This window comes from Winogradskyella undariae (genome assembly GCF_013285155.1).
GTDB lineage: Bacteria > Bacteroidota > Bacteroidia > Flavobacteriales > Flavobacteriaceae > Winogradskyella > Winogradskyella undariae.
The window spans coordinates 266,902-287,762 of the sequence record NZ_JABTEL010000003.1 but is presented as its reverse complement, the minus strand read 5'-3'; the positions used below and the strand labels follow the sequence as shown (position 1 = coordinate 287,762).

Below are 20,861 nucleotides of genomic sequence, written 5' to 3'. Positions count from 1 at the left end.
ATGAAGCATATTCTTGTCCTTTTAGTTTTTTTATTCGCATTTCAAAGTTCTTCGGCTCAACTTTTCACTAAAGAAAGAGTAGCAAATCCGGTTGAAAATATTGATCAAAAGCTTTTAACTTGGGGTTATTTTATTGGGTTTAACCAATACGATTTTAACTTTGACTATAATGAAGATTTAAAAGATATCCTTGTTGATGAATCTTCAGGGTTTCATTTAGGTCTTATTGGTGATTTACGTATCAATGACCACTTAAATTTAAGGTTAGAGCCAGGAGTATTCTTTACGACAAGAAACTTAGTTTATGACGAAAGCTACTTTCAGGGTACCGATTATAATGATTCTGATTTGCTTAGAGAAGTAAAATCAACTTATGTTCATATCCCTTTACTTTTAAAAGTATCTACAAAACGTATTAATAATTTTAAACCTTTTATTGTTGGAGGTGTTTCAACAGCTTTAAATTTATCGAGTAATCAAGATAATCCTAACGATAATAGTTCAGGAGAATTTAGAATGATAAAAAACACGTACTTCTACGAAATTGGTTTTGGTATTGATTTCTATTTAGAATATTTTAAATTCACACCTTCTATTCGCGGTATTTTCTCAATGGATAATGAAATTGTTCAGGATGTAGACCCTAATAGTCCATGGACTGGTAATGTTGCAAAAATGCAAACCAGAGGTGTATTTATTAACTTTACATTTCAATAGTTCGTCTACTAAATTCACTTAAAAGTATTGCCGTAGCATTTGCTACATTTAAGCTTTCAGTAGCTTTTACAGCACCAAATTGAGGAATCGTCACTTTTCTATTTACTTTTGCTTCAATAGCTTCTGAAATACCGTTAGCTTCATTTCCTAAAATGATAATACCCTCCGTTGGTAAATTTGCGGTATAGATATTTTCACCTTCTAAAAACGTACCAAAAGCATCTATTTTACTAGATTGCAAATAATTTACTAAATCTACATATTGTAAATTTACACGTGTTAAAGACCCCATTGTAGCTTGCACAACTTTACTATTATAACAGTCTACAGTATTATGACTACAAACTAAATTTTTAATACCATACCAATCGCAAAGTCTAATGATAGTCCCTAAATTACCTGGATCTCTTACATCATCTAAAGCGACAACCAATCCTTTTTCTTGAGATGATATTGACTCTGGAATTTCGAAAATTGCCAAAGCAGTATTGGGGTTTTTAAGTGTTGTAATTTTTTTTAAATCGGCTTCTGAAATTTCAGAAATTAAATGATTAGGAGCTTCAAAAATAGATTGAGTTGTGTAAAGGTTTTTCAACTTATAATCAGATTTAAGAAATTCTGAAATCCCTTTTATACCTTCAACTATAAATAAACCATTTTGTTGTCTACCTTTTTTTTGACCTAAACTCTTAATTAACTTTATTTGATTCTTTGATAACATTAAAATGTCTTTACATTTGTTAGACGAAACTCTTACGAATACAAAGTAAACCTTTTTTGTTTTAATAGCGTTTCGAAATTAAAGAGACTATGCTATTTCTAACGAATAAATGGTATTATTTTTGTTTCACTAACGTTATTTAAAAAAGATAATACTTTCAAAATTTGCAAAAACTCACTTTAATATCATTTTCTAACAACAAATCTTTGTTTCGCAATACATTGCTTCTGCTATGCGTATTAATGCTAAGCTCTTCTTGTAATGTTGTAAAACGAGTTAAAAATGGTCAGCATCTTATTATCAACAACACTATTCTAGAAGATAGCATTCAGGTTTCTAACGAACGGATTAATAATATTATCATTCAAAAAACAAATTCGGGAATGCGAAAGTTTTTAGGCTTTCCTTTAAAACTTCATATTTACAATCTTGCAAGACCAAATATAGATTCTGTTTTAAATGCTAATATTTTAAGTGACTCTGCAAAAGTAAAACGAAGAATCGCCTTACTTTCTAAAAAGCAATTCTACAAACAGCTAAAAACACAACGCGATTTTAATGCTTGGTTAAAGCGAACTGGTGAAGCTCCTGTAATTTACAACGAAGACAAAACCATAAAAACAGCAACAAATCTTAGAAAATATTACTATACCAAAGGTTGGTTTAACAATACGGTAAATTATGAAGTAGAAAAAGACAGTAATAAATTAGCCAAAGTGACTTACAATGTTCACAAAAGCAAACCTTATATACTCGATTCTTTAAACCCTATTATTAGCAGTCCTGCCATAGATTCACTCTACACCAAATTTATTGCAGCTTCATTATTAAAAAAGGGAGAACAATTTGATGAACAAAATTATGAAAGCGAACGTGAGCGTATTAATACGTATTTAAGAAACGCTGGTTTTTATTATTTTGCCCAAGACTATATCCGTTATGAAATGGATACAATTAACACCAATAATAAAGTCTACACGGACTTAATTATTGGAAATAGAATAATTAGAGGGGATGATTCTACAACGACTAAGCCTTTTAAAAAATATACCATTAAAGAAGTTAACATATATACAGACGATAATTTCGAAAATCGATTTAACACTATTAAAGACACAACAACTTATAAAAATTTCAACTTATACAGTAAAGAAAAATTACGATTTAGACCAAAAGCACTCACAGATGCTGTTTTTATTAATAAAGGAGATACTTATAGTGACTTAGCAAGAAGCAGAACAGCACGCTATCTTAACGATTTACAAATGTTCAGATATCCTAATATTGATTTTGTAGAAAATGCAACAGACTCTACTCTAACCGCCAACATATTTTTAGAACCTAAAAACAAATACGCTCTAAGTTTTGATTCTGATATTAATCAAAGTAACATTCAATCTATTGGGTTTTCATTTAGTTCTGGATTAAAAATAAGAAACATTTTTAGAGGTGCAGAAACTTTAGAAATAACAGGAATTGCTGCAATTGGAGCCTCTAAAAGTAGAAGCTCTACTGAAACCTCTTTTTTTGATATCAACGAATTTGGTGGTAATATCCGTTTAACAATCCCTAGATTGTTCAGCCCTTTTAATACTGAAAAAATTACTCCTAAGTATATGTCGCCAAGCACAGCGATAAACCTTTCTGCAACCAGTCAGCAAAATATAGGATTAGATAAACAGTCTATATCAGGAGTTTTTAGCTACAATTGGTATCCTTCTAACACGGTTACAAATACATTAGAATTGTTCAATATCAATTTTGTAAAAAACCTGAATACTGATAACTATTTTGGAGTTTATCAGAATTCATTTGGAAGATTAAACGCTATAGCTAGAGCAATTGACTACATAGATGATGACGGCACATTATCAGATAATTCTTTACCTAACGAATATGAACCTGCTGATATTTTTATTTCTGATGTTTTAACAGGAAATACGTCACTAACATCAAGTGATGATGATTATGTTACGATAAACAATATTGAAGAACGAAAAGAACGACTTACAGAAAATAACCTTATTTTTTCTACAAGTTTTGACTATAAAAAAGACCGAAGAAAAAACATATTTGATAACGACTTTTCAGTTTTTAAATGGCGTATTGAACTTGCAGGAAACTTAATGTCTAACATTTCTAATATTGCCGGATTATCTAAAAACGACGATGATAACTACGAAATATTTGGAGTCGCTTTTTCACAATATATTAAAACTGAAATCGATTATATTAAATATATAGATTTAGGTAGACAAAATGTATTTGCGTTCCGTAGTTATGCCGGTATTGCAATTCCATACGGAAACTCTAATAATATTCCTTTTGCAGAAAGTTTCTTTGCCGGAGGACCAAATGACAACAGAGCATGGACTGCTTACGACCTTGGCCCAGGAAGTTCTAATAACACTAATGAATTTAACGAAGCAAACTTTAAACTTCATTTAAGTGCTGAGCAACGCTTTAGTTTATTCGGTAATTTTCAGGGAGCTGTTTTTGTAGATGCCGGTAACATCTGGAATGTTCTAGACAACGTTACAGAAGAGGCTTCTACATTAACTAATCTTAGTTCTTTAAAAGATATTGCCATAGGTTCTGGTATTGGCTTACGTTACGATTTTGATTTCTTTGTACTACGTTTTGATGTTGGTTTTAAAACTCACGATCCTTCACAAGATGTCGGAAATCGTTGGTTTAGAGATTATAACTTCGGAAATGCAACTTATAATATAGGGGTTAACTATCCATTTTAAATTCTCCTGAAGCAAAAATCTCCTTAATTCTTTTTTAATTTATTTTTCTAAAAATTAAGAGTAACTAAATCAATTCTATCACTTTAGTTTTCAAACCGATACTAACAAACCGACTACAACGTTTTCGGTATTTTATAACCGATTTGACTATATAAATATTCAAAATTTATGTACTTTTGGTAACACAAATTATCAATTCTATAATTATGAGTCATAATATCAAACCTGGCGTTGCCACAGGAAAAGAAGTTCAAAATATTTTCAACCACGCTAAAGAAAAAGGTTATGCTTTACCCGCTGTAAATGTAACGGGGTCTAACACAATTAACGCGGTATTAGAAACAGCTAAATCATTAAATGCACCTGTTATTATTCAATTCTCAAACGGAGGAGCACAATTTAATGCAGGAAAAAGCTTAAGTAATGAAGGTCAAAAAGCAGCTATTGCAGGTTCTGTAGCAGGTGCTAAGCACATTCACCTTATGGCTGAAGCTTACGGAGTGCCAGTAATTTTACACACAGATCATTGTGCTAAAAAATTATTACCTTGGATTGACGGTTTATTAGATGCTAGTGAACAGTTTTTTAAAGAAACTGGTAAGCCTTTATACAGTTCTCATATGATTGATTTATCTGAAGAACCAATCGAAGAAAACATTGCAACTTGTAAAAAATATCTTGAGCGTATGAGCAAAATGGGTATGACACTAGAAATTGAATTAGGTATTACAGGTGGTGAAGAAGATGGTGTAGATAATTCTGATGTAGATGATTCTAAATTATACACGCAACCAGAAGAAGTAGCTTACGCTTACGAAGAATTAAGTAAAGTTAGTGATCAATTTACTATTGCAGCTGCTTTTGGTAATGTTCACGGTGTTTACAAACCAGGAAACGTTAAGTTAACGCCAAAAATATTAAGAAACTCTCAAGACTTTTTATCTAAAAAACATAATTTACCACACAATCATATTGATTTTGTATTCCACGGTGGATCAGGTTCTACGACAGAAGAAATCAAAGAAGCAATTACTTACGGTGTAATTAAAATGAATATTGATACTGATATGCAATATGCATTTTTAACTGGTGTTAGAGATTACATTCAAGACAATAAAGACTTCTTACAAAGTCAGATTGGTAACCCAGAAGGTACTGAAGTTCCTAACAAAAAATACTACGATCCACGTGTTTGGTTACGTAAAGGAGAAGACGCTTTTGTTGCTAGATTGAAAAAAGCTTTTGAAGATTTAAACAATGTTAACACACTTTAGTTAGCATAATTATAATACTTTTTTAAACCCGTTAAAACTTAAAATCAGAGTTTTAACGGGTTTTTATTGCCACAAATCTCTGCTTTTTAGAGATACCTACTTCTATTTTTGAGTTATATTTAATAAAATAGTAATTTTGCACACTTAGTTTAGTAACTAACTACTAAATCAAATTACAGATTTAAGATTGATAAAATCTAAAATCATAAACCTGTCTTAAGCGTCGCTTAGGATTAAAAAAATCGTAAATTAATATGGCTTGGTTTAAGAGAAAAGAAAAAGGTATTCATACCTCAACTGAAGAAAAGAAAGATACACCTAAAGGCCTTTGGTATAAATCTCCTACAGGAAAAATTATAGATACTAAAGAATTAGAACAAAATTTCTATGTGAGTCCAGAAGACGGTTATCATGTTAGAATTGGAAGTAATGAATATTTTCAAATTCTATTTGATGACAATAAGTACACAGAGTTAGATGCAAATTTAACGTCTAAGGACCCACTAAAGTTTGAAGACACAAAAAAATATCCAGACCGTTTAAAAGCAGCTCAAGAAAAAACAAATCTTAAAGATGCTGTACGCACAGGAGTTGGAAAATCTAACGGACAAGACTTGGTTATAGCATGCATGGATTTTGCTTTTATTGGCGGTTCTATGGGAAGTGTTGTAGGTGAAAAAATTGCTAGAGCAGCTGCTTATGCTTTAAAAAACGAAACACCTTTAATGATTATTAGTAAATCTGGTGGTGCACGTATGATGGAAGCAGCACTTTCGTTAATGCAATTAGCTAAAACCTCAGTTAAATTAGCACAACTTGCAGATGCAGGGATCCCTTATATCTCACTATGTACAGATCCAACAACAGGCGGTACCACGGCATCATTTGCAATGCTTGGAGATATTAATATTGCTGAACCTGGTGCTTTAATAGGCTTTGCGGGCCCAAGAATTGTAAGAGATACAACAGGTAAAGAATTACCTGAAGGTTTTCAAACTTCAGAATTTTTATTAGAACATGGCTTCTTAGACTTTATTACACATCGTAGAGATCTTAAGAAGCAGGTTAACTTGTATATCGATTTAATTAAAAATCAACCCGTACGAGCTTAATATAATATAACAAAGAAAAGAGCCTTTCAAAATAAATTTTGAAAGGCTCTTTTTAATTTATGACTCACCTAAATTATTAATTTTATTTTTTTTGATAAAAAACCCTCTCCTTCTATCAATTTTAAGCGTAACATCTATTTTACTAATTAAAAATTGAATCTTATTTTAACAGCATCTTTATTATAGCCAAACGAATAATACATACAAAATATCGTAAATAGCAGATAAACGTCTAAGGAGATAAAACACTTTAACATCTCTACATTAATAAATATTAATTTACAGAAAGTGATGAGCTATTAGAGAAATCTTAATGATGTGATTAATTATAGAATTAAGACTATCAAAAAGTTACTGAAAAAATCTCAAATCACAAAAAAGTAGTATATTTGCAGTTCGAAAGAAATGCTTTCGTGTACATAAAAATCATTTACAAAAATATTAGCATGTATTTAAATCAAAAAGGAAAAGAAGAACTTTTCACAAAGCACGGTAAAAACGCAAAAGATACTGGTTCTGCAGAAGGACAGATTGCATTGTTTACAGCAAGAATTAATCACTTAACTGAACACTTAAAAAAGAATCGTAAAGATTATAATACTGAGCGTTCGTTAGTAAAATTAGTTGGTAAACGCCGTTCTTTATTAGATTACTTAACTAAGAAAGATGTCTTAAGATATCGTGCGATAGTTAAAGAATTAGGATTAAGAAAATAATCTCAATAAGAAAGCCACGCATTTAGCGTGGCTTTTTATTTTTTATATAACTCAAACGTAAGAGTTTAACAATCGTAAAAAAATAGCATAAAAACTCTAAAACGATTTTAGAGTTGCGGTTTTTCATTGGTCAACAACAGCAACAACTACACAACAACACAACGACCTTTGTTTAATTAGAATTAAGAAAAATATGAAACCACAAGTTTTTAAAGAGGTTATAGACCTTGGAGATGGTAGAGAAATTTCTATCGAAACTGGAAAATTAGCAAAACAAGCTCACGGTAGCGTTGTTGTGCAATCTGGAAAATGTATGTTATTATGTACAGTTGTTTCCAATTACAAACAAGCAGATGTTGACTTTTTACCTTTAACGGTAGATTACAGAGAAAAATTTGCTGCAGCTGGTCGTTACCCTGGAGGATTCTTTAAAAGAGAAGCAAGACCAAGTGACGGTGAAGTTTTAACAATGCGTTTAGTAGACCGTGTTTTACGTCCATTATTCCCAAAAGATTATCACGCAGAAACGCAAGTGATGATTCAATTAATGTCTCATGACGAGAACGTTATGCCTGAAGCTATGGCTGGTTTAGCGGCGAGTGCTGCAATACAATTATCAGATTTCCCTTTTGAATGTCCAATCTCTGAAGCTAGAGTTGCACGTGTAAATGGTGAATTCGTTATTAACCCAACTCGTGCACAATTAGCAGAATCTGATCTAGAAATGATGATTGGAGCTTCAGCGGATTCAGTAATGATGGTTGAAGGTGAAATGGATGAGATTTCTGAGGAAGAGATGGCAGATGCTATCAAATTTGCTCACGAAGCGATTAAAGTTCAAATTGCTGCTCAAATCCGTTTAGCGGAAGCTTTCGGTAAAAAAGAAACTCGTGAATACACGACTGCTGAAGTAAACGAAGATTTACAAAAAAGAATACACGAATTAGCTTACGATAAATGTTACGCTATTGCTAAGAAGGGAACTTCTAAAGTAGAGCGTACTAATGCATTTGCTGAAGTAAAAGAAGAAGTTAAAGCTTCATTTACTGAAGAAGAAATGGCAGAATTTGGTCATTTAGTTGGTGGTTATTATAGCAAAGCTGAAAAAGAAGCTGTTCGTGAATTAACATTAAGCGAAGGTTTACGCTTAGACGGAAGAAAGACTGATGAAATTAGACCAATTTGGTGTGAGGTAGATTACTTACCTTCTACGCATGGTTCTTCAATCTTTTCTCGTGGAGAAACTCAAGCTTTAGCAACAGTAACTTTAGGAACTTCTAGAGATGCTAACAAAATAGATATGCCATCTTACGAAGGTGAGGAGAATTTCTATTTACATTATAACTTCCCTCCTTTTTGTACAGGTGAAGCTAGACCATTAAGAGGAACATCTCGTAGAGAAGTTGGTCATGGTAACTTAGCGCAACGTGCATTAAAAGGAATGATTCCTGCAGATTGTCCTTACACAGTACGTGTAGTATCTGAAGTCTTAGAATCTAACGGTTCTTCTTCTATGGCAACAGTTTGTGCTGGTACAATGGCAATGATGGATGCTGGTGTTAAAATGAAAAGACCTGTTTCTGGTATCGCAATGGGATTAATTTCTGATGGTGATCGCTACGCTGTATTATCTGATATTTTAGGAGATGAAGATCACTTAGGTGATATGGATTTTAAAGTAACGGGGACTACTGAAGGTATTACCGCTTGCCAAATGGATATTAAAATTAAAGGATTAAGCTACGAAATTTTAGTGAATGCACTAAAACAAGCTCGTGCTGGCCGTTTACATATCTTAGGTAAAATTACAGATACAATTGCTGCTCCTGCAGAAAGCGTTAAAGATCACGCGCCTACTATGGTTACGCGTCGTGTACCTAACGAATTTATTGGTGCTTTAATTGGACCTGGAGGAAAAGTAATTCAAGAAATGCAAAAAGAAACTGAGACAACTATCGTTATTAACGAAGATCCAGTGACTGAAGAAGGTATTGTTGAAATATTAGGTGTTGGAAGTAAAGGTATTGATGCTGTTATGGCAAAAATAGATTCTTTATTATTCAAACCAACTGTAGGTAGCGTTTACGAAGTAAAAGTTATTAAAATGTTAGATTTCGGTGCCGTTGTAGAATATATGGATGCACCAGGAAACGAAGTTTTATTACATGTATCTGAGCTAGCTTGGGAACGTACTGAAAATGTAAGTGACGTTGTTAATATGGGTGACGTTTTTGATGTGAAGTATTTTGGACAAGATCCAAGAACTCGTAAAGAAAAAGTATCTCGTAAAGCAATTTTACCAAAACCTGAAGGTTATGTAGCAAGACCACCAAGAGATGATAAACGTTCTGGTGGACGTGATAACAACAGAGGAAGAGATAATCGCGGACGTGATAACAGACGTGATGATCGTAAACCTAGAGAAGACAAGAAAGAAGATTAATTCTAATTTCGATTGTTAATATTATAACCCTAAATGGAAATTCCATTTAGGGTTTATTTTTGCTCTAAAACCAATACAAACAACTGAATTACAAATATAAAACTCTTATTATAATACCTAAATGAGTTTTTAAAAAAACAGCTCAATATGTTAAATAAAATTAAAATTAAGTCTGAAATGTAATCCTTAACGTACATCTTATATCAATTAATCCAACGAATTAATAATTTATATGAGATCGAAAGAAATACCTTCAACAAACTTATCTAGAACAAAAAAGTTTACTAATAAATTTCTCAACAGTGAACCAAAAACTCAGAATTTTCATAATAAAATTGTATTATTTAGTACCTTCTTATTAATAAGTATGGGTATTTATTTCTTTTATGTCTTTTTTAATGATTTTGAAAAATTCAATGCTAATCAAAGAAGTTCAACTTTAGGGTATATTTTTATGACCATTGCACTTGGGTTATTTATCTACAAAGGACTTTTTTTTACCTATACAATATACAACTACATAAAATACAAACCTGTAGCATCAGTTTCGGATAAAGAATTACCAACAGTTACCATTATTGTACCTGCATATAATGAAGGGAAACAAGTTTGGGATACCTTAATGAGTTTAGCAGAAAGTAACTACCCTAAAAATAAAATGCAAATATTATCAATTGATGATGGTAGTAAAGATGATACTTGGGATTGGATGCTAGATGCTAAGAATAAATTAGGTGATCGTTTAGATATCTTTCAACAACCAGAAAATAAAGGAAAACGTCATGCACTATATAGAGGATTTAATATTGGAAATGGAGAGGTATTTATAACTGTAGACAGTGATTCTATTGTAACTGAAGATACACTTAGAAATTTAGTAAGTCCGTTTACCAAAGATGAAAAATGTGGAGCCGTTGCCGGTAACATTAGAGTCTTAAATAATAAGAAAGAAATGCTTCCAAAGATGTTGGATGTGAGTTTTGTAATGAGTTTTGAATTTGTTCGTTCTGCAGAAAGCAACTTAAACTCTGTTTTATGTACTCCAGGAGCATTAGCAGCTTACAGAAGATCAGCGGTATTTAATTGCTTACCTGAGTGGATTAATCAAACCTTTATGGGGCAACCTTCAGATATTGGTGAAGATAGAGCAATGACAAATATGATTTTAAAACAAGGAAAGCATGTCTTGTTTCAAAAAGACGCTGTAGCCTACACTAATGTACCTGAAGAATATTTAGGCCTATATAAAATGTTTATTAGATGGGGAAGAAGTAATGTGAGAGAAAATATTTCAATGGCTAAATATGTTTTTACCAACTTTAGAGAGGGTAGTAAATTTGGCAGCCGTATACTTTTTATTAGTCAAGCTTCAAGAATTATAATGAGTTATCCTTTTGTGATATTTATGATGTTCTTTGTATTAACACATCCCTTATTATTTTTAGGATCTACATTATTAAGTATTTTGGTGTTTTCTACATTTTCTGCACTTTTCTTTGGTCATCGTTATGAGATAAAAGAAGCGATTTGGGCTTATACTTACAGTATTGTTTTCACCTTTGCCCTATTTTGGATCACACCATACTCAATTGCAACAGCAAGTAGAAGAGGTTGGTTAACGCGTGAAATAGCAGTAGAAAAATAAATTACTTCATAAAACTTATATTTATAAGCCTATAAAAATCTAGAATTTTTATAGGCTTGTTTTTTATAACTTCCTTTTTGTCACCGACACACTGTCACTTTTAAGACAATCTCTTTTTTACTAATTATGAGATTTTGAACAATTCATCATTATAAGTTAAAAAACCACAACAATAGTTATAAAATCCTTAGGATATCAAAAATCTTTAAATGATAATTTCATTTTGGCACTATCGCACAGTAATTGCGGCTATTAACACAACTGACATTACTGTCAGTTAATATATAAAACAAATTATGAGAGTATTAGTAATCGGAGCCGGGAATATGGGCTTAACATATTCAGAAGGTATGGCAGCATCGCCATTACTTAGCAGACACAAACTTAGAATATATGATACCGATCCACAAAAAATAGAAAGCTTGAACAAAGATTCAAGATTCAACGTATTTGACAATTTAGAAGATTGCTTACCAAAAGCAGACCTTGTATTTATAGCTGTAAAACCATATCACAGCGAAGATTTATTTAAAGTAATGAAACCGATGATTAACGATAGTCAAATATTTGTATCGTTAATGGCTGGTGTTACCATAAATACGATTCAGAAAGGATTAAATATTAAAAAAGTAATAAGAACAATGCCTAATTTACCTGCCCAAGTTGGGAAAGGAATCACCTCTTATACAGAATCAAAAGAGGTATCCAAGGTAGAACTTATTATGGTAAGAAATCTATTAGATACCACAGGAACTTCAATACATGTAAATACTGAAAAATTTATTGATGCCTCTACAGGAATTTCGGGGAGTGGACCTGCTTATGTATTTTATTTTATGCAATCCATGTTAGAAGCGGCTTTAAAAATGGGCTTTTCTGATGATGATTCTAAAAAATTGGTGAGCAGCACGTTTGAAGGGGCTATTGAACTCTTCAATCAAAATAACATTTCACCAAAATCATGGATAGATAAAGTAGCCTCTAAAGGAGGAACCACACAAGCTGCCATAGATTCTATGGACGATAACAATGTAAAGCAACTGATAGAAGATGCAGCTTATGCAGCATTTGATCGCGCAGTAGAATTAGGAAAAGAATAATAAAACAAATTGAAAATTAATTAGGTGAAGATAATAACCTATTAAAAAATATAATTATTACACTTCAGAATTTTATTCTGATACATAATACAAAACAATGAATGACGATTTAAAACGGGTGGTTGTAAAAGTAGGAACCAACGTATTAACAAATAAAGACAATAGAATTTTAGGACCAGTACTTCGTGAATTGGTGAGGCAAATCGCGGTACTAAATGAAGAAGATATCAAGGTGATTCTTGTATCTTCTGGATCGGCAATGGCTGGTATGGAAATACTAGGCAAAACAAACATTAAAGACAAGTCGATAAGAAGGCAAGTATATTCGGCGGTGGGGCAACCAAGAATGATGAGACACTATTACAGTTTGTTTCATGATTACGGCATGAGATGTGCACAAGTATTAGCCACCAAACGAGATTTTGACATCGGAAAGCATCGTGAAAACATGATTAATTGTTACGAAGGTTTACTTAAAGAAGGCGTTACTCCTATCGCAAACGAAGATGATGCGGTTTCACTGACCATGTCAATGTTTTCAGATAATGATGAATTAGCAAGCTTAATAGCAGAGCTTGTAGATGCAGACCGTTTAATTATATTATCAGATACCGACGGCCTTTACAACGGGCATCCAGATGATGATGATTCAAAACTTTTAAACACTGTAGTCACAAATCAAAACGTAGAGAAATATGTTCAAGATTCTGATAAAAAAGAAGGTGAAGGTCGCGGTGGTATGGCGTCTAAATTAAAGATAGCCAAAGGAACTGCGAACAAAAACATCCCTACTTACATTGCTAATGGAAAAAAAGCGAATGTAATTGTAGATATTATTAATGATAAGGAAGTAGGAACTAAATTTATTTGTGCCTAAATACACTTCGAATTAAAACACAATAACATGAAACTTTTAAATACAGATATAAAAAATAACGTCTTAAAATCTATGCTTCAGATTTTAGAACGGGAACGAAAAACAATCATAGAAGCTAATAAGAAAGATCTAGATGCATTTGAAAGAGAAGACCAAGCGCTTTACGATCGTTTAATTGTTAACGATAAAAAGGTAGACGAAATGATGGCTGCTGTTAAAGCCGTAATGCTTCAAGAAGATCCTGTTGGAAAAGAAATCACTAACAGAACCTTAGATAACAAATTAAACATTGTAAATACTACAGCACCATTTGGTACAATTCTTATTATATATGAATCACGACCAGATGTTACTATTGAAGCCGCTGTTTTAGCATTTAAAGCCAACAATAAAATTTTATTAAAAGGTGGAAAAGAAGCTTTAAATAGCAATCTTGCTCTAGAAAAATGTTGGCACGAAGCTTTAGAACAAAACGAATTATCTAAAGACTGGATAAAGCTGTTGCATTTAAAACGTGAAGAAACGCAAGAATTCCTAAAAAACCCAACGGAACCTTTAGATTTAATTGTACCACGAGGCGGAGAACGTTTAATCAATTTCGTAAAAACGCATGCAACATGTGCCGTTTTAATAAGTGGTCGTGGCAACAACTTTTTGTATGTTTCCGAACAAGCAGATTGGAGCAAAGCAGTTAATGTAATCATTAATGCTAAAACAGATAAGATTTCGGGATGTAATGCTTTAGACAAAGTGTTGATCAATAAAAATTTACCCGATTACGAAACAAAAGTAAAAATGCTTCAACAAAAATTAGAACAATATAAAGTTGAAGTGCTTGTAGATAAGAAAATAGCTCGAATTTTAACAGACAAGGAGATAGTTACAAATGAAGATGTTTGGCATGAAGAGTTTTTAGCCTTAAAAATACTTATTGGTGAGGTAGAATCTTTAGATGAAGCAATTAGTGCTATTAATAAATATTCAGGAAAACATTCTGCTGCAATTATTACAGAAGATAAAACTGAAGCCTTAAACTTTATGCATAATGTAGATAGCGCTGCTGTTTACCATAACGCCTCTACCCGCTTTACAGATGGAGGACAAATGGGCGTTGGAGCAGAATTAGCTATAAGTACAGATAAACTACACCACCGTGGTCCTTTAGGCCTAAACCAATTGGTAACCAATAAATATTATGTCTATGGTGATGGACAAGTTAGAGTTTAAATAACGAATTAAATAGCTTACAAAAAGCATCTATACTGTAGCAAACCAAAGCTGATTTTTCACTCAGTTTTGGTTTGTTTTTTTTAGGCTAAAACCATAGCCGAAAACCTACAACGAAACACAACAACTAATAGATTATCAAATACTTAATATCAAAAATAGAATCATAACTCATATCGATTAATTTGGATTATACATAAATTTTCCTTATACTATAAGCTATGATTATACAAGACAAAATTAAATACACCGACGAATTAAGCAACTCAATAACTTATCTTGAAAATTTAGGGTATTCAAATATTAAGGCCGATTTAGAAGGCTATGAATCTCCAAAATCTTATCACAAAAAAGGAAGTAAAATAAGCGTTACTCCAGATATAGTTGCCGAAAAAGAGGGTCGAAAACATATTTTTGATTTAAGTTTAAAATCAGAAAAACCAAGATTACTAAAATCAAAATGGTTATTTCTAAGTACCTTAAGTAAAATAAAATCTTACAGATTTCGCTTAATAACCACAAGAGGACATTATAAATTCTCTAATGAAACTATTGATGCTATAAACCTTGACAATATAAAACTTTTAAAGATTTAAAAGTTTTTCATATAATTGTGTAACATTTAATTGCTTTTGTACGTATAATAAGAGCAACATGTTGTTGTAGTTAAATTGCACAAATCATAAAATCATATGAGACAGCTTAAAATTACCAAGCAGGTAACTAATAGGGAAACGGCATCCTTAGATAAATATTTACAAGAAATTGGTAAAGTAGATCTTATTACAGCTGATGAAGAAGTAGAATTAGCTCAGCGTATTAAAGCCGGAGATCAAATTGCTTTAGAAAAATTAACTAAAGCAAACTTACGTTTTGTGGTATCTGTTGCTAAGCAATACCAAAATCAAGGTTTAACATTACCAGATTTAATTAATGAAGGTAATTTAGGGTTAATCAAAGCAGCGCAACGTTTTGATGAAACACGTGGTTTTAAATTTATCTCTTATGCGGTTTGGTGGATTCGTCAATCGATTCTACAAGCATTAGCAGAACAATCTCGTATTGTACGTTTACCATTAAACAAAATTGGTTCTATTAATAAAATTAATAAGACGTTTGCTTTTTTAGAGCAAAGTCACGAGCGTCCACCTTCTCCTGAGGAAATCGCTAAGGAATTAGACATGACGATTAACGATGTTAAAGAGTCTATGAAAAATTCTGGTCGTCACGTCAGTATGGATGCACCTTTAGTTGAAGGTGAAGATTCTAACTTATATGATGTATTGCGAAGTGGAGAATCACCAAATCCTGATAGAGATTTATTACATGATTCTTTACGTACTGAAATTGAACGCGCTTTAGAAACGTTAACACCTCGTGAAGCAGATGTCATTCGTTTATATTTTGGTTTAGGAAACCAACACCCAATGACTTTAGAAGAAATTGGAGAAACTTTCGATTTAACTCGTGAACGTGTAAGACAAATTAAAGAAAAAGCAATCAGACGTTTAAAACATACGTCTAGAAGTAAAATATTAAAAACATATTTAGGCTAGTCACAATTTTTACTTAATGACATAAAAATATGTAAGCATAACGTAAACAACACGACTAACCCAACTAAGGTAACAACAGTTACAACATAACTGTTCGTTTTTTGATTGATGAAAGAACCCACGGCTGATTACCGTGGGTTCACTTTTTTTAATACCTTCCACCCCCTCACCTACCTCACCTACCTCACCTACCTCACCAAATCACCCCCTCACCAAATCACCATATCACCATATCACCATATCACCAAATCATCAAATCACCACCCCACCATATCACCAAATCACCACCCCACCAAATCACCATATCACCCCTTCACCTACCCCACCAAATCCCCCCTCCCCATCTCACCATTTTTAATTACATTTGCCTAAACATAAAAACAACTGAATACAATGGCTTCAAAATTAATTGCACCCTCAATGTTAGCTGCCGATTTTGGCAATCTACAACGCGATACTGAAATGGTAAATAACAGTGATGCAGACTGGTTTCATATCGATGTAATGGATGGTCACTTTGTACCCAACATATCATACGGAATGCCTGTAATTGCAGCAATTAAAAAGCACGCTACAAAACCTTTAGACGTGCATTTAATGATTGAAAAGCCAGAGCGTTATATTGAAGAATTCGCAAAAGTTGGAGCAGATATTATTACTGTGCATTATGAATCAACTGTTCACTTGCATAGAACACTAAGACAGATTAAGGATGCGGGGTGTAAAGCAGGAATTGTACTCAATATAACAACTCCTCTTACCGTTTTAGAAGATATTTTACCTGAATGTTACATGATATTATTAATGTCTATAAATCCTGGTTTTGGAGGACAAAAATTTGAAGACATTACTTATAAGCGTGTTAAAAATCTTCGTAAAATGATTAATGAACAAGGTTTAGATACACGTATTGAAATTGACGGTGGAGTCACAGATCTAAATATTGAGAAATTAGTAGAAGCTGGTGCAGATACATTTGTAGCCGGAAGTCACGTATTTAAAAGTAGTGATCCTATCAAAACAATTAAAAACCTAAAGGATTTAGCTAATTCTTAAAATTAGCTGATTCTTAAAACAATAAAAATGCGCATAACGCGCATTTTTATTTTATAATTGTTCTAATAAATAGTTAATCAAATCGGTTGTGGTAACAATCCCTACTAACAAACCGTTATCAATGACGGGTACGGCATGAAACTCTTTACTTGCTAATAATTTAGCAACATCTTTAATTGAAGCATCTGAAGTTACAGTCACTACATTTTTAATCATCACTTGGTCAATAGTAAACATATTATAAACTAAAGAATCCACATCAGTATCTGTATCCTCTACAGCATCAGCAAAACTGATTCTTAATAAATCGGTATAACTTAACATACCAACCACAACACCTTCTCTAACCACAGGTATGTGTCTTATTTTATGTCTTTTAAATAAGCGTTCTGCCATCTCAAGATCATCTTCTCTATTAAGAGCAATGATATTTGTTGACATTATTTTTGAAATTGGATCTATAGTTCTCATAATCATTAGTTTTATAATTCACTATTAAAAGTAATTTATAATGCCTATAAAAACCATGACAAATATCACATAATTTTAAAAACAGAAAACGTATTGACTATTATTTCTTATCAGTATAGCCATAATTATAGCCATAGTTATAACCATAACCATAAGACTTATTGGTGTCTACACTATTAAGAACATAAGCCACATTCTTTAACTTACCAGATTCAAATAGATCTTTAGAATAGTTTAATAATTTCTTCTCTGTATAATTAGCACGTGCTAAATAAATAGTAGCATCTGCTAGCTGAGAGATCAACATGGTATCAGTAACTAAAATGGTAGGTGCTGTATCTACAATAATATAATCATATTTAAGTTTAGCTTCATCAATAAGCTTTTTAAAGCGACCATTAGTTAATAAATGAGCAGGATTTGGTGGAATATTACCAGATAAAATAATATCGTGATTAGGATGTTTCTCAAAACCTTTAATTATTGCAGCTTCCCAATGAAAATCCCCATCATGTAAATAATTCGATAAACCAGGCTTGTTTTTATCGGCATGAATATGAGTGTGAATTTGAGGATTTCTTAAATCAGCTCCAATTAACAACACTTTTTTATTAATACTCGATAATGCCAAAGACAAATTAATACTGACATAAGTTTTACCTTCGCCTTTAATCGTAGATGTACAGTAAATAACTTTAGCAGCCTCTCCGGCTTTAACAGGTAATATATAATTAACATTAGAACTCAAAATCCTAAAAGCTTCGGCCTGTACAGAGCGGTCATTGGGATCATTAAAAATAAGATTGTCATTTTTCACCTTAGGGATCTCACCAACAATAGGCACCTTGGGGCTGATATTCAGTAAGTCTTCTCGTCCTTTTATTTTGGTATCTAAAAACATCAATAAATAAATGATACCAAAGGGTATAATCAAACCAGCAGCCATAGCTTGCATGTAAATACTCTTTGAATTTGGAGAAATAGGATTCCAATTAGAAATCGCATACTCTACAACCTTAATAGAAGGTTCGGTAATCGCTAAATTAATAGCAGCTTCTTCTCGTTTTTGAAGTAAAAACAAATATAGGGTTTGTTTAATTTCGCGCTGTCTCGTAATATCAGTTATGACCTTCTCCTTTTCCGGTAAATTATACACCTGAGAAGCAAATTTTCGGTTCTCTCGCAACAATTGCATCTTAGAAGCTTCCAATTGCTTTCTATAAGATGAAATGGATACAAAAATATTAGATTTTAAATCTTTTAATTTAGTAGTTAATGCTATAACGCTAGGGTTATTTTCACCACCACTTGTCAAGAAATTATTACGTTCTAAAACAATCGTATTATAATTATCAATTAAACTATTAATACTTGCATTAGAAACACCGATATTCTCTGGGAGTAATTCTGAAGTTCCACTAGGACGTTCTATGGTCTCTTTAAGCAAATTAGAAATAATGAGTTGATTTTCAATAGCAAAAAGCTCCTGCTCAGAAGCAGTACGCTGACTTAAACTTAATGTTACACCTGATTCAAGTGAAATTATATCATTTTTTTGCTTATAATCCTTTATTCCTGACTCTATGGAATCTAATTCTTCGGCTAATAAACCAAAGCGTTCGTCTATAAAGTCTATGGTTCGTCTCGATATCTCTTGGCGGTCATTAATACCATCCTCATTAAAGACTTCAATTAAAGTATTAATAACGCGTTCATTCTTTTCTTTACTCTGACTTGTAAAACTTAACTCAAGCAAATCACTCTTACCTAATACATTAACACCAATCCCGCCTTTAATCCCACCAGCAACCGCTGATACAGGTGAAAAATTCACAATATAAACTTTATCCTCAGCAGTATTAATATCAAAATGATTAGGGAGACTCAACTCAAAGGGTAAGTTGTGATTGGTTTTTGTAGTATCAAAATCAGGAAATACTAAAACTTGATCACTATCATCCACTGTCACTTCAAAGGCTGAAGGCTTCACTTCAATACGGTAAGAGGATCCTTTAAAAATACTATCGTTACTTATGGTTTTAAGAAGGTAAAATGGCAATTGACTTACCTCGGTTGTAATAACACTTCCTTCAACATAAAAACGCATCGTTAAATCTAGCTTATCTACAACAGCCTCACTGATACGCAAAGATTTAAGAATTTCTATCTCATTTTCTAAATTAATATTAGAACGATTAAAAACAAAGGCAGCTGAAGGCAATTCTAAACCTTTAGTTTTATTAAGTATTTTAATTTTAGCGCTAGAATTATAAACTTTTGGTGTATATCTTAAATACAAATAAGCACCTAATAGTGCTAAAATGATCCCCAATACAAACCAATACCAGTAAGTCAAATACTTACGGATCTGAACTTTTATATTTTCACCCTGATCAACAGAATAAACAAATTGATCTTGTTGTATTTGACTCATACTATCTAGTGATTATAATAACTGTTGATAATAAAATAGAAAAAAGAGATAATAAACTGGGTATATTAGTTATAAAGCCAGCACTTTTCACTTTTGGACCACTCGGGTTAACAATGATAACATCATTAGGTTTAACATAGCCAAATTCACCATCTAACCAATCTGAAGAGGTTAAATCAACATGTCCAATTTTACGTAGTCCGTCTTCTTCTCTAATCACGGTAATGTCTTCACGCTTTCCTGTAATAGCCAAATCTCCTGCATTAGCCAAAGCTTGTAATAACGTAATATTTTGCTCTGTAAAATTATAAGTACCAGGGTTATTAACTTCTCCTAAAACCATTACTTTAGCATTAATCACACGCACATTTACAGAAGGGTTTTTTAAATGCCCTTCAGCTTCTAATTTCTCTTTTAAAAAATCAGAAAACTCTATAGGCGTCATCCCTTTTACAGAAATCAAACCTAAAACCGGAAAATTAATGGTTGAGTTTTCAGATACCAAATAGCCATCTAAAAGCATGAGTTCTACACTCTGCCCTCCTCCGCTAGTCACTTCATTATAGGGAATTGTAGATTCAGGGACTAAGGCACTCACATTAATACGCAGAATATCATTCGGTTGAATGGTAGTACTCGTATATTTAATTTCGGTATTATGATGTTGATCGACATCTTGTAAATACAAAATTTCTTTTTTAGTGGAACACGAAAAAACCAATAGTAAACAACAAATAAATATTAGATTTTTAAACATCA

The 20,861-nt window shown here is 32.3% G+C and carries 17 protein-coding genes; 13 read left to right on the top strand and 4 right to left on the bottom strand.

Translation table 11 applies throughout. The features are described from left to right. Positions 1–717, top strand: a complete 717-nt coding sequence (gene porT, locus HSX10_RS05730; protein WP_173587244.1) for a type IX secretion/gliding motility protein PorT/SprT — start codon at positions 1–3, stop codon at positions 715–717. On the opposite strand, the gene HSX10_RS05725 is transcribed toward porT, so the two are convergent. After that, positions 704–1,438, bottom strand: coding sequence for a TrmH family RNA methyltransferase (locus HSX10_RS05725; RefSeq protein ID WP_173587243.1), 735 nt, complete (start codon positions 1,436–1,438; stop codon positions 704–706). The two genes, porT and HSX10_RS05725, sit on opposite strands and share 14 nt — an antisense overlap. A gap of 206 nt (positions 1,439–1,644) precedes the next feature. Here HSX10_RS05725 and tamL point away from each other — a divergent pair, with 206 nt between their 5' ends. From tamL to rpe, 12 genes are all read left to right on the top strand, one after another. Then, positions 1,645–4,191: a translocation and assembly module lipoprotein TamL gene (gene tamL, locus HSX10_RS05720; RefSeq protein ID WP_367651253.1), complete on the top strand. Its 2,547-nt coding sequence runs from the start codon at positions 1,645–1,647 to the stop codon at positions 4,189–4,191. Between the two features lie 206 nt (positions 4,192–4,397). Next, positions 4,398–5,465, top strand: coding sequence for a class II fructose-bisphosphate aldolase (gene fbaA, locus HSX10_RS05715; protein ID WP_173587242.1), 1,068 nt, complete (start codon positions 4,398–4,400; stop codon positions 5,463–5,465). 254 nt (positions 5,466–5,719) lie between these two features. Beyond that, on the top strand, positions 5,720–6,577 hold the full coding sequence (gene accD, locus HSX10_RS05710) for an acetyl-CoA carboxylase, carboxyltransferase subunit beta (RefSeq protein WP_173587241.1): 858 nt from the start codon (positions 5,720–5,722) through the stop codon (positions 6,575–6,577). 446 nt (positions 6,578–7,023) lie between these two features. Further along, complete coding sequence (rpsO, locus tag HSX10_RS05705; RefSeq protein WP_173587240.1) at positions 7,024–7,293, top strand: 30S ribosomal protein S15; 270 nt, start codon at positions 7,024–7,026, stop codon at positions 7,291–7,293. A 193-nt stretch (positions 7,294–7,486) separates the two neighbouring features. Then, positions 7,487–9,736, top strand: coding sequence for a polyribonucleotide nucleotidyltransferase (locus HSX10_RS05700; RefSeq protein ID WP_173587239.1), 2,250 nt, complete (start codon positions 7,487–7,489; stop codon positions 9,734–9,736). Positions 9,737–9,968: 232 nt separating this feature from the next. Then, entirely contained in the window at positions 9,969–11,381 is a 1,413-nt protein-coding gene (locus HSX10_RS05695; protein ID WP_173587238.1) for a glycosyltransferase family 2 protein, read from the top strand. Positions 11,382–11,677: 296 nt separating this feature from the next. Then, the gene (proC, locus tag HSX10_RS05690) at positions 11,678–12,481 is read left to right on the top strand and encodes a pyrroline-5-carboxylate reductase (protein ID WP_173587237.1); all 804 of its coding nucleotides are present in this window, start codon (positions 11,678–11,680) and stop codon (positions 12,479–12,481) included. 97 nt (positions 12,482–12,578) lie between these two features. Continuing rightward, the gene (gene proB, locus HSX10_RS05685) at positions 12,579–13,358 is read left to right on the top strand and encodes a glutamate 5-kinase (protein WP_173587236.1); all 780 of its coding nucleotides are present in this window, start codon (positions 12,579–12,581) and stop codon (positions 13,356–13,358) included. Between the two features lie 27 nt (positions 13,359–13,385). Beyond that, positions 13,386–14,585 (top strand): glutamate-5-semialdehyde dehydrogenase, encoded by a 1,200-nt coding sequence (locus tag HSX10_RS05680; protein ID WP_173587235.1) that lies wholly within the window; start codon positions 13,386–13,388, stop codon positions 14,583–14,585. A 221-nt stretch (positions 14,586–14,806) separates the two neighbouring features. After that, positions 14,807–15,181 (top strand): hypothetical protein, encoded by a 375-nt coding sequence (locus HSX10_RS05675; protein ID WP_173587234.1) that lies wholly within the window; start codon positions 14,807–14,809, stop codon positions 15,179–15,181. A gap of 96 nt (positions 15,182–15,277) precedes the next feature. Next, on the top strand, positions 15,278–16,141 hold the full coding sequence (locus HSX10_RS05670; protein WP_173587233.1) for a sigma-70 family RNA polymerase sigma factor: 864 nt from the start codon (positions 15,278–15,280) through the stop codon (positions 16,139–16,141). Between the two features lie 393 nt (positions 16,142–16,534). After that, positions 16,535–17,197, top strand: a complete 663-nt coding sequence (gene rpe, locus HSX10_RS05665) for a ribulose-phosphate 3-epimerase (RefSeq protein WP_173587232.1) — start codon at positions 16,535–16,537, stop codon at positions 17,195–17,197. Positions 17,198–17,248: 51 nt separating this feature from the next. Here rpe and HSX10_RS05660 read toward each other — a convergent pair whose 3' ends face one another. The 3 genes from HSX10_RS05660 to HSX10_RS05650 form a co-directional block, all read right to left on the bottom strand. Continuing rightward, positions 17,249–17,668: a CBS domain-containing protein gene (locus HSX10_RS05660; protein ID WP_173587231.1), complete on the bottom strand. Its 420-nt coding sequence runs from the start codon at positions 17,666–17,668 to the stop codon at positions 17,249–17,251. Between the two features lie 100 nt (positions 17,669–17,768). After that, a complete protein-coding gene (locus HSX10_RS05655; RefSeq protein WP_173587230.1) occupies positions 17,769–20,102 on the bottom strand; it encodes a GumC family protein in 2,334 nt (777 codons plus the stop codon). 1 nt (position 20,103) lies between these two features. Next, positions 20,104–20,790: a polysaccharide biosynthesis/export family protein gene (locus HSX10_RS05650; RefSeq protein ID WP_254453203.1), complete on the bottom strand. Its 687-nt coding sequence runs from the start codon at positions 20,788–20,790 to the stop codon at positions 20,104–20,106. Positions 20,791–20,861: the final 71 nt, after the last annotated feature.